At 52.7% G+C, this 9,847-nt stretch carries 9 protein-coding genes; 4 read left to right on the top strand and 5 right to left on the bottom strand.

The window, feature by feature from the left end; all coding sequences use genetic code 11:
* Positions 1 to 2: 2 nt before the first annotated feature.
* The 4 genes from V7028_RS11825 to V7028_RS11840 all read right to left on the bottom strand — a co-directional run bounded on the left by V7028_RS11825 (position 3) and on the right by V7028_RS11840 (position 5,316).
* Positions 3 to 2,252, bottom strand: a complete 2,250-nt coding sequence (locus V7028_RS11825) for an N-acetylneuraminate synthase family protein (protein WP_334120288.1) — start codon at positions 2,250 to 2,252, stop codon at positions 3 to 5.
* Positions 2,249 to 2,941 (bottom strand): acylneuraminate cytidylyltransferase family protein, encoded by a 693-nt coding sequence (locus tag V7028_RS11830; RefSeq protein WP_334120289.1) that lies wholly within the window; start codon positions 2,939 to 2,941, stop codon positions 2,249 to 2,251. Before V7028_RS11830 ends, V7028_RS11825 begins: the two co-directional genes overlap by 4 nt.
* A complete protein-coding gene (locus tag V7028_RS11835) occupies positions 2,934 to 4,160 on the bottom strand; it encodes an O-antigen ligase family protein (protein ID WP_334120290.1) in 1,227 nt (408 codons plus the stop codon). The genes V7028_RS11830 and V7028_RS11835 overlap by 8 nt, the downstream gene beginning before the upstream one ends.
* A 73-nt stretch (positions 4,161 to 4,233) precedes the next feature.
* On the bottom strand, positions 4,234 to 5,316 hold the full coding sequence (locus V7028_RS11840; protein WP_334120291.1) for an AI-2E family transporter: 1,083 nt from the start codon (positions 5,314 to 5,316) through the stop codon (positions 4,234 to 4,236).
* Positions 5,317 to 5,506: 190 nt separating this feature from the next.
* Here V7028_RS11840 and V7028_RS11845 point away from each other — a divergent pair, with 190 nt between their 5' ends.
* From V7028_RS11845 to V7028_RS11860, 4 genes are all read left to right on the top strand, one after another.
* Positions 5,507 to 7,246 carry a hypothetical protein gene (locus V7028_RS11845; protein ID WP_334120292.1) on the top strand — a complete coding sequence of 580 codons (1,740 nt, stop codon included), beginning with the start codon at positions 5,507 to 5,509 and terminating at the stop codon, positions 7,244 to 7,246.
* Positions 7,247 to 7,314: 68 nt separating this feature from the next.
* The gene (locus tag V7028_RS11850; protein ID WP_334120293.1) at positions 7,315 to 7,563 is read left to right on the top strand and encodes a nucleotidyltransferase family protein; all 249 of its coding nucleotides are present in this window, start codon (positions 7,315 to 7,317) and stop codon (positions 7,561 to 7,563) included.
* 38 nt (positions 7,564 to 7,601) lie between these two features.
* Positions 7,602 to 7,841 carry a HepT-like ribonuclease domain-containing protein gene (locus tag V7028_RS11855; RefSeq protein ID WP_334120294.1) on the top strand — a complete coding sequence of 80 codons (240 nt, stop codon included), beginning with the start codon at positions 7,602 to 7,604 and terminating at the stop codon, positions 7,839 to 7,841.
* Positions 7,838 to 7,960 (top strand): HepT-like ribonuclease domain-containing protein, encoded by a 123-nt coding sequence (locus V7028_RS11860; RefSeq protein ID WP_334120295.1) that lies wholly within the window; start codon positions 7,838 to 7,840, stop codon positions 7,958 to 7,960. Before V7028_RS11855 ends, V7028_RS11860 begins: the two co-directional genes overlap by 4 nt.
* Here the strand turns inward: V7028_RS11860 and V7028_RS11865 are convergent.
* A partial coding sequence (locus tag V7028_RS11865) for a S8 family peptidase (RefSeq protein WP_334120296.1) occupies positions 7,937 to 9,847 on the bottom strand: 1,911 nt, incomplete at its 5' end. The two genes, V7028_RS11860 and V7028_RS11865, sit on opposite strands and share 24 nt — an antisense overlap.

Here is a 9,847-nt window from a genome sequence, read left to right on the forward strand (position 1 = left end):
AATTAAAACCACCTTTCCAGCCTGTCCAAGGCCAACCAAAAACCTTCTCCACCATTCTTGTGCCCTTGCCAAATTTCAGGAATGAAAGATGATTGGGGTGAATGATGAGCCAATACTTCAGAGACCATGCCGAAATCGACGTGACCCTCTCCAATTTGCAATCCCTCTTCGTCAATGCCTTTTGCATCAACCAAGTGGGAATGCGCAACAAAAGGTGCAACCGCTTCCATAAATACTTTGAAAGATTGTCCAAAGTGCGTGCAGGTGAGCTGCGAATGAGAAACGTCCAGGCAAACCCGATAAGCGTACTTGGTGCAAAAATCAACAATGTCTTCCTGCAGCATGAAGGCATTGTGATAGCGTTGACCACCGAAATGCCACGGGAACGGGGGCATTGTCTGCGGAATGATTTCCACCCCTTCGGCATCTACTTCTTTCAAGCTAGCTGCGATTTGTTCATGCATTTGCATGCGGCGCTTTTCGTCAACAAACCCGTCTTGGGTAAAGCCACCCGCGTTAATGATGATGGGGGGGCGATCGTTGCCCCTGAAATACTTTCTTAGTTCACGCGTTACATCCACAACGCGTTGCAGTTCGCGAATGGAGCGCTGACGGTAGTTTTCATCAAGCGAACACAAGTCCATGACGTGGTCGCCTTCGAATAACTCGGGGCTGTGTACGACCAAACCCAAATCCCATTGACGATCAATAAAATCGCCAATGTTCACCTTCAAGTCTTGATAGCTGAGATGAAACTCCATGGTGGTGAAATTGGATTTATCGACCATGCTACCAAAATCGTGATAACGAACCGGCACACCAAACGGGCGCTTGAAGGCGTAGTTGCGGGAGGTGATGGAATGCACTTCAAGATCAGAGGGATAGAAAAAATCACCCACCTTGAATTCGTGTTTGGCCTTTCTGCCAATTAACTCGCTGCGACGATACGGCTGCAAACCTTTGCCTGGGCTACGCACTTCAACCATATCAGCAGTGATTGTTTCACCTGCTTTCAGATCGCAATTGATGATCAAGCTTTTGGCGAGTACCTCACGGTTCATCATTTCGCCTTGGGTGACTCGGCGGGGCTCGTCGGTGCCCAATGCTTCTTCGAGCTCGCGGATGCTTTGTACCATTTGCTTGAACTCATCGGGCAGCAAGCTGACGCGATGGTCATTACCTTCCATGCCACGGTCTAAGGTGAAATGTTTTTCGATGATCTTCGCACCTTTTGCCACCGCAGCAATTGGTACGTGAACGCCACGTTCATGGCCAGAGTACCCCACGGGGCACGAACCAATTTCAGCCAAACGCTCGAGATAATTCAGGTTCACGTCTTTGAATGGCGCCGGGTATGTTGAGTTGCAATGCAGCAGCACATAATTGGCGTTGTTTCGCTGAAGAAGCTTAACCGCAGCACGAATTTCAGCTTCATTGGACATGCCGGTAGACGCGATAATCAGCTTGCCGGTTTTGGCCATTGCTTCAAGTAAATCGTGATTGCTAAGGTCGGCCGAGGCCAGTTTGTAGGCTTGCATGCCATAGGCCTCGAGCGTGGCCAGGCTTTCCAGATCCCAAGGCGTGCACAGGGGCTCCATGCCAAGTGATTTACAATGATCGAAAGCCTGAATCAGCTCGTCCTCTTTCAACTGAAAGCGTGCCAGCAAATCGAGTGTGTATTGCGCGCCAAGGTCTTCGCTGGGGTCTGCCGCATCGCCGCCAGTATTTCTGTACATGCTGGCCATGTTCCGCATTTGAAACTTCGCACAATCGGCACCAGCTTGCGCCGCTTTCTCGATCAGTTGTTTGGCCAACTCAAGACTGCCATTGTGATTGTTGCCAATTTCAGCAATCAAATAAGCAGCGTGACCAGGGCCGATTTTTCGATTCCCGATTGCCAGTTCTTTCGGATTCTTGAAGGCCACCGCCATAAGGTGACCCAGGCGATCAGTTAGTGGAATGACCGTTACCCGGGCATCGAAGCGTTTTTCGATCTCGGCGTAATCCTGGTCAATTTTCAGGCTGAGGAACTCGCGATTACAAATGGCGGAAACAGGCGTAGTCAGGTCAATTTCGACACCAGACATAACCCAGCGCCGAAAATCCCCGTCTGTCATGACCCCTTCCAAGTGACCAGACTGATCCAGTGCAAACACAATACCAGACTTGTTTTCGCCAATTTTCTTGAGGGCATTGACCACGCTGTCTTCGGCGTAGATCACATAATCGCCCAAATTTCGCTCTATTCTCATTCCTGAATTCCTGACATCAAGGCTTGTACTACTTCAAAGTCGGCCAAGGAATCGATTTCCCAGCTTTCTTCTTCGCTCATTTCAAGCATGGCAACTTTGCCACCCAAGCGGTTGTTCATTTGCTGAAGTATAGAGGTTCGTGTGATGTAAATCGAACCATTTTCCCTGTACCACACATCAGACTCGGGAATATCTTGTCGCCTTGGCCTGTTCTTGAAATCATACAAAGCTTGCGGCTGCGAGGGGGTTTTCCAGAAAAAATGGTGATTGCGGCAAACACCGAGCAAAGAATCTGCCCGTTCAGATTCAAATTGCTGAATTGCCTTTTCCAACACACCCTTGCGCCTGCAAGGCGAGGTTGGCTGAAGCAAAATGACATTTTCAGCCTGATCGCCAGCTTTTCTTAATTCCTCCACCACATGAAGAAGTACAGGCTCGGTGGGCGTGGTGTCTTCGGCCAAGTGTACCGGACGCAAGAACGGCACTTCTGCACCGGCCTCTCGGGCACATCGAGCTATGTCTTCGTCATCTGTTGACACGACGACGCGACCAACCGAAGGAGATTCAAGTGCAGTGGCCACAGACCAGGCAATCAGCGGTTTACCGCAAATAGGGCGAACGTTTTTACCGGGTAGCCCCTTGGAACCGCCCCGGGCCGGAATAATGGCCAAATACTTGGTGTTAGGCATGATTGCTTGAGTAACCTAATGCTGAAATTAACAGGATAAACGCGATGCTTTCCGAGAAGTCGTAGTGAAACGAGTTCAGGAAATTGCCAACTACAAACATAAGCAGTACTGGCGCAATGTGCAAAGCACTCCATTCGTTGGCGTAGCTTCCGCGAATTACCAACAAAATAAAAGCCAAATAGAGTCCAAGGCCTAAAATACCACCCTGAATCAGCAGCAGCAGGTATTGATTGTGCGGATTCTGAAATGGTTCAGCACCAAACTCGCTGGCATAAGGTGCCACAGCATTCCTGACCCCGCCAATACCGTGACCCAACAACGGCGCATCAGCAAATGCTTGCCCGCCCGAGATTTGCAGCATCATTCGCTCACCCACGCTTGATTTCTGATCCTCACCAGTTCGGAAGTCACTGACCTCTTGAATCCCTTTGTCAATTCGCTGTTGAACATTGTCAACCGTAAAGTAAGCCGTGCCTAAGATGATCAAAGTGGCTGCGGCGCCCGCGACCAAGCCCTTCAAACCAAACCGCTGAATACCGAACACCAGCGGAATTACGCCAAACACCACCCAGCCAGTTCGACCATCCACCATGGCAAACAGATTGATGAACGCAGCCACAACCAGCACAGCGTAAATGATCACCCAAACCAGATTCTTTGGCTGACAATACCGGCCCTCCTTTACGCGACAACCAAGGGCAAGCAGCCAAAAATACAAAGCAATCGCCATGAAAAAATTATGCGTAATGTGCTTCTTGAACACAGTGGGGTTGGATGAAATGGCGTATTCGCCATCTGAAACCACCCCAAAAGCCACAAGATCAACCTGAAGCCACACCATATATGACAAGGTCAAAGTGATCGCCATGGAGGCCAAAAAGGCTTGCCCGACCAACAGACGATCTTGAGCAGAATGAAACGCGGGAATCAACAAGGGAATTAGTAACAGGCGGCCGTATTTGCTCAGAAAATCGCTATAAAGACTAGGGTCATTGGTGCCGTACATGAACGTGATCAGCAAAAAAACTACCAGCGCCATCAATACAAGCGTTGAGGTACGCCGGGCTATACCAGCCAATAGCCGCCAGCTTTCGGGTTTGAGATAGGTAAAAACAAGAGCCAACAAGATGAATAAATTCACCGGCGCTGGCTTGATGGGCAGAAAAAATGCGGCCCCGGCCAGAAACCAGGCCGGGTTGATTCGTTGAACCCAATTCAAGCGATTACCCCAAACAATGGAAAGAATGGCCTGATTTTACAGTGTCAACGCCAAAAAAACCTGGAGGTTCTCTTTAAACCCACCCCCACCGCTGCCAATGCATTTTCAAAAATGCGTAGGTAACAGGCGCGGTGATCAGCCCCGGCAGGCCAAAAGCCACTTCGCCCAGAATGATGGCCATGAGCATTTCAGGCACGCTGGCGCGTACATTGCGGCCAATGATGTAGCCGTTCACGAAATATTCAAGCTTGTGGATGATGAACAGGTAAACAAGCGAACCCAAAGCCACAAAAACGCCATAGCGAATGGTCAGCACCAGAATTAGCGTGTTGGCCATGATGTTGCCTGCAGCGGGAATAAGGCTGGCCACGGCAGTGAACATCAGCAACAGTTCCCGGAAAGGCAGTACCACATCAAAGGCAGGCAATATGCCGTAGATAAACACGGCGGTGCAGAAGGTATTCCAGATGCTGACGTACACCTGCGCGCCCATCAACAAGGTAAAACAACGCACGTACTTTTCCAGGGTTTGAAGCCAGGCTACAGCAAGCGGCCGTGGGGCTGTGCCGTTGCCATTGGCGGCAGGCACCAACAAGGCTGCAGAAACCCCCAAAATAAGCGCGAACACAAATTGCAGGAAGATAAAAAAACTTGCCCCGCCGAAGTTGCGAATGTAATCAACGAAATCGCTGTCGTCTTTGCTGATCATCTTGAACAGGTCGCCGGGCTTGCCCGGAATGTGCTCTTTAATGGCCTGAGGCAGGCTGGCTGTGACCGAGTTCAGGTTGCGTAGTGCTTCTTCAACCAGTTGCGGGCCTTGCTGGGTCATGGTTTGAATCACAAAACGCACACCGCTATTTACGCCAAGACACAACAAAATAACTGCCGAAGCCACTACAGCAGTGGTAAGAAAGGTGGGCAGCCAGCCAAACAGCGCGCGCATGAAGCGGCCTTTGAACTTGTTGATGTGGGGCTGCAACAACAGCACAAAACCCCGACGGGTAAAGCGGGTCAACGCAAAAATGGCCAGCCCTGCGATAAGACCAACGCCAATTTTGAAAGACAGCATGCAGACCCAGATGGCCAAAATGCCGATGACGGACGCGTATTCCCATCGAACGAGTGAGTTTTCTTGATGCTGAACCGGGTTGGTCATGTAAAAGTAGTCTTGGCTGATTATTGGCGGTTGTATGACCAAGTGAATTCTGATTCTATCCCACTTTTTGCGCAAGACATGCATCCGCATTCCGGGTGATCCCTTGAGAACAACCACAAACCATGTGTTTATCCCCTTTTCCCTTGCACTGCTACAGTGCCCCGCAAATGACAAAACTGGGGTGATACACATGGAACGATCTTGGCTGAACAAATACGGCGTTCTGCTGCTGGCTACAACTTTAACTGCCTGTGGTGGCGGCGGTGCGGGCACAAGCGGCAACACCAATGAAAGCGGCACGGGCGTTGATGGCAACAATGGCGGCACCGTACTGCGTGGTGTGGCTTCACACGGTGGCCCATTGGCTGGCGTTGAAGTGGTTGCCGTAGAAGCAAACAGCACCCGCGGTGCACGCGCCACCACCCAGGCCGATGGCAGTTTTGCCCTGAATGTAACCGGCCTGAACCACCCGCTGCGCCTGTTTGCAAACAACAACCGCACACCTGAGAACTTCGCACTGACATCGCTGGCCTTTGAAGGGCAAAACGTAGCCCACATCAATGAAGCCACTCACGCCTTAACCCAAGCCATGGGCAGCACCCCAACCACAGCCAAACTGCAACAGTTCAGCCAACTGCTGCAGGATTCGCTGGCCAATTACACGGACGATGCGCTGGCCCACGTACGAATTGCCTTTGTGGGCAATGGCATTTTGCTGGAAAGCCGGGCCAACCCAAGCCTGCGTGCAACCATTGACACCACGGCGACCAACCCTGCCCCTGCCTTGTTGCCTGCCGTTACTGCCACGCAAACCATCGACCCTGCGCAACTGCGCGACCTGGCACTTAACTTCGGGGCCGCCCTTGCTGTGCAATCAAGCAGTGTCAGCAAGCTGGACCCTGTAATGCACATTGACTTTCAAGACAACGAGGGCTTTACCGCAGCCGAAGTGGCCGCGCTTAGCAACCTGATTGATATCAGTGTGGAAGGCTTTGAAGTGTTGCGCTGCTTTGCAGACACACCCGACACACAAGACCGTTGCCTGGTTCGCATGATGCTGAAAGCCAATGCCTTCGAGGAACTGGACTTTGGCAACCCAAACTTTGCACAAGTGGAAGTGAGCGACAACTACGATGTAATTGTTGAACGCCGCAGCACAGGCCCGGATGCCGGTGTGCTAAAAATGGCAGGTGGCCAGTTCCGCCCCTATTCTGCCAACACACGGCTGCAACACATTGCCCAAACCAGTGTGCAAGCCGACGGCAGACTTTCTTCGATCAACCCGATCCGGACCGACCTTGAACTGAATATTGAAGCGTCCAGCGGCAACGTAAGCCTGCTGCCTGCTTCACGCGCCAATCAAAGGGTGCGCGGTGCACTGTTGCTGCAAACACAAGGCGAAAACACCAGCAGCCTGTTGACCTTGCGCAGACCAAACATTGGTGAATGTACCGACGTGTTGAACCTGGTTCGAAACCCCAGCAACAACAGCGACTGCAGCTACCAATTCACCGTGGGTAACCTTGGCAACCTGGAAGCAGGTTCACGCAACGGCCAATTAAGTGTGGGGATCGAGATCAATAACATTGCCGGTGCAAGGCTGTTTCCGTTTGTTCGCGTAACGCGCGGCGCGTCTGTCCGTTCTGCAAACTTCCCAACCCTGAACGCGAATTCATTGCGCGCACTACATGCCTACGGCACCGCCATGGCACCCGCCACCACGCTGACCATTGAACTGTCACCGCCTGCCGGGTTCAACCAGGTATGCATTGCTGCAAACAGCGATGAAACAAGCCCGTTTGCCTGTGTACGAAAAACGCGGCAGGTCAGCATTCCCAACGCATTGCTGCCACCGCGGTTAAACAGCTATGTGCTTTACACCACTGACAACGAGGGCAACCGTTTCGTGCAGCGCTATAGTTTGCAGTGATTGTGAATTATTTCTTTTATGAAGGCATCGCGCTATTATCGGGTTTGTTTTCGTAGATGGAGTAATGCTTGAAACCATCTGTCGCCTTTGCAGCACACCGTGAAACAATTCGCAGAATTGTCGAATCGCACTGTGCAACAAATGCACGGATTTTTGGCTCGGTACTGCATGGCGAAGACTTGGAAGGTAGTGATTTGGATATTTTGATAGATCCGACTCCTGAAACCACTCTTTTTGATATCGGAGCGATTCGACACGAGTTGTTTCAACTTCTTGGTGTCCCCGTGGATGTGCTGACTCCTAAATCGCTCCCATAAAAGTTCCGTGCTGCGGTTCTTGCTGAGGCCGTCCCCGTATGACCCGTGATAAACAACGAATAGCGGTCTATCTTGCACACATTTTAGAGGCAGTTGATCGGATAAATCGCTATACGGCAGAAATGACAAAAAGCGATTTTCTTGACAACTTGCTTGTACAAGACGCAGTAATCCGCAACTTTGAAATCATCGGTGAAGCTAGCCACAACATCGAAATTCATCACCCAGAATTTGCTTTAGCCCATCCCGAGTTACCACTTGCATTGCATATCAAATGAGAAATGCAATTGCTCACGGATACTTTAAAGTCGATTTTGAGATCGTTTGGAATACAGTCCAAAAAAGTCTTCCTCAACTTTACAACATGATCAAATCAGTAAGCCTTACCTTGGGTTGAAACAGATCTCCAGATAAAGAACCCAAACCACAGGCCAAACAAGCCCAGCAAGTTCAACGCCCCGCCACCGCCGCCCCCCTGAGAAACAGCCACAGGTGGGGTGGTTGTTGAACCACCGGTTTCGCCGCCAGGCGTGAAGGTGCGTTCAGTCACGCTGGAATTGGCCAGGCGAATAACACTGGTGTTGCTGCGGTTGGTGCTGGTGTCGGTCACGGTGAGCGCGAATTCAGCAATATTGGCGGTCATGCCAGACTGAACCTGCAAAGTGCTGCCTGTGGCACCAGCCAACACCACCGGATTGCCATACACCTGCTGCCAACTGAACGTAAGGTTTTCAGCTGCCCCGGCGCTGTTGCTGGACAACGCTGCATCAATACTGAAGGGACCATCGCTGCCCACCACGGCCGATTGCGGCACGTTGGCAACAGGCAGGGGGGTGGCCAACGCGCGCACCGCAGCCAGCGTGGCCAGCGGGTTGAGCAAGCCGGCACCACAACTGGTGCCAGTGCAATTGCGCCGGGTAGCTACCCCTGCAGTAATGGTGAAATCGGCATTCGGTGGGTACGCCAGGGCGTTGTCGCGCAGCAGGCCATCAATTTCACTGGGGGTCAAGCTGGGGCGCGCTGCTTTCAACAGCGAAACGGCACCTGCCACCATGGGTGCAGAAAAACTGGTGCCCGCCAACAACAAGGCGGTGTCGCCATTGGTGGCTGGCGTGGTGGCGCCACTGTTGCTGGCCCCGGCATAAAAACCCGAGGCATTGCCGGGCGCGTGCAGGGTCAAATAGCTGTTGCTGGCCCCTTTTGCTGTGTAGGTGGCCAGTTGCCCGTCTTGTTCAGCAGCGCCGGCCGCAATGGTACCAGGGCAGTTGGCTGGGTACTGAATTGCACCGCCCGAATTGTTGCCCGCTGAAACCACCACCGTGACCCCTTCCGCCCGCGCGTCGGCAATCGCTTGGGCCACTGTGTCGCTTGCAGTGCAAACACCATCGAGCAATGCGGTGTCAGCCGCAAAGCTGAGGTTGATGACATTGGCCGGGTTTGGATTCACGCCAATGGCGGGGTCGACATTGCCCGAGCCAGTGGCCCAGTAAAAGGCGTCCACAATGTCGGAACTGGTGGCAATACCACAACGGCCGGAAACACGAACAGGAAGCACCTTGGCATTCCAGTCCATTCCCGCCAGAAACTGCCCGTTATTGGACTGCGCTGCGGCCACCGAAGCCACCGACGTGCCGTGCCACGAACTGCTGGTAGACCCGTCGGAACAGGTAAAGCCTGGTGGCGGTGCATCACCGGGATCGGAAGGATCGGGGTCGCGGCCATCGCCATCGTTGGAACCGGAATCAAACACAGTACCTGCTTCCACTGTGCCTGTTTGTGGCGTGACGCGGGTCACGAAGTCGTAGCCGGGAAGCAGCCTGCCCTTGAGTTCACGGTGTTCAAACAACACACCGGAATCAAGCACAGCGATGACCACCGCGGCACTGCCACGGGTTTGTTCCCACACGTCCTGCATGCGCAGCGACGCATAGGCGCCCGCGTGCATATAACTGGCCTGGTTGGGTGCATAGACTGGGTCGTTGGGGGCCGGAACTGCTGTGCTTTTCAAGGAAATATCCGGGCTTGCAAAACGCACGCCTGGCATGGCTTTCAAGGCGGCGCCAATGGCCTGTGAACTTTGCATATTGCCCCGCACAGGCATGCTTTGCATTTCAATCAGGTAACTGTCGGGTTGCAGCAGTGGACGAACCATGTTCACAGGCACGCCAAGCGCGGTTTGCGCCTTTTGCACCATGTCAGCCGCTTGTGCTTTGGGCATATTGACCACCCAGCGCATGGGGGTGGGTGTTGCTGCCGGGGTAACGGGTTCGGCATGGACCAATGA

The organism is Limnobacter sp. (genome assembly GCF_036846585.1).
Lineage (GTDB): Bacteria > Pseudomonadota > Gammaproteobacteria > Burkholderiales > Burkholderiaceae_B > Limnobacter.

What these genes read in the sequence shown, in the direction of transcription:
- V7028_RS11825 (WP_334120288.1), bottom strand. Translation starts at nt 2,252, where the DNA reads ATGAGAATAGAGCGAAATTTGGGCGATTATGTGATCTACGCCGAAGAC.
- V7028_RS11830 (WP_334120289.1), bottom strand. Translation starts at nt 2,941, where the DNA reads ATGCCTAACACCAAGTATTTGGCCATTATTCCGGCCCGGGGCGGTTCC.
- V7028_RS11840 (WP_334120291.1), bottom strand. Translation starts at nt 5,316, where the DNA reads ATGACCAACCCGGTTCAGCATCAAGAAAACTCACTCGTTCGATGGGAA.
- V7028_RS11845 (WP_334120292.1), top strand. Translation starts at nt 5,507, where the DNA reads ATGGAACGATCTTGGCTGAACAAATACGGCGTTCTGCTGCTGGCTACA.
- V7028_RS11855 (WP_334120294.1), top strand. Translation starts at nt 7,602, where the DNA reads ATGACCCGTGATAAACAACGAATAGCGGTCTATCTTGCACACATTTTA.
- V7028_RS11860 (WP_334120295.1), top strand. Translation starts at nt 7,838, where the DNA reads ATGAGAAATGCAATTGCTCACGGATACTTTAAAGTCGATTTTGAGATC.